Raw genomic sequence first — 794 nt, forward strand, 5'->3', positions numbered from 1 at the left:
ACCTCACATTGACGGCACGTGGTCACCGCGAAAGAGCCGGCCCGACATGCCCGGGAAGGCCGAATTGACGCGACGAGCACGTCAGTCGAGGATCTTGATGCCTCCTGAGCTGAGACGGAACCCGACTGGCCGTCCGATGTCGGCGGTGGCCTCTCCTATCAGCGCCGCCAGACCTTCGATTGCGGCGGCGCCTTTCAGTCCGCCGGCGTAGACCGGCTCAAGTCCGCGGAACTCGTCGATCAGTTCCTCCACGACGTCACAGGCCTCGCGGTCGTCTCCGATGACGGGGACGTCGGTCTCGAAAGCGCCCATGCCGGCAAGTGCCAGATGACTGGGACCGAACTGCTGAAACGCTCCGACGACCCGGGAGCCGGGAAGAAGCTCACTTGCCAGTTCGGTGGCGCTCCCGCCGTGAACGGGCTGCATGAAGTAGCCGCTCTCGTCATGCTGAAGCGATGTCGTGCATACCACCGTGACGACGCCCTTCAGCGCGTCGCCCAACTGGGGGACCACCGACTGCATCTGGGACGTGCGGATGGTCAAGAACGCCACGTCGGCCTGGTGTGCTCGCGTTCTGGCCGGCGCCAACTCCTCACAGGAGAGCCGCTCGACGGTGCGTCCTACCGTGGCGAATACCTCCACCAGAGCGGCAGCCCAGCAGTCGTCAGGCCCGACGATCGCCAGCCTGAGGTGCCGTGCCGAAGGCAGCGGCGCGTCCGGGATGAGGAATCCGGCCATGGGGCGGTCAGCTGAAGTCCTTGATGTGGTCCTCGGCCCACTGCCGGAACGAGCGG

The 794-nt window shown here is 66.0% G+C and carries 1 protein-coding gene; it reads right to left on the minus strand.

Features of this window, described 5'->3' with window-relative positions; translation table 11 throughout:
* Window positions 1-81 precede the first annotated feature (81 nt).
* A partial coding sequence (locus tag ABEA26_RS36125; RefSeq protein ID WP_345598325.1) for an NADPH-dependent F420 reductase occupies window positions 82-794 on the minus strand: 713 nt, incomplete at its 5' end.

The sequence above is a fragment of the Streptomyces marokkonensis genome (genome assembly GCF_039539045.1).
Taxonomy (GTDB): Bacteria; Actinomycetota; Actinomycetes; order Streptomycetales; family Streptomycetaceae; genus Streptomyces; species Streptomyces marokkonensis.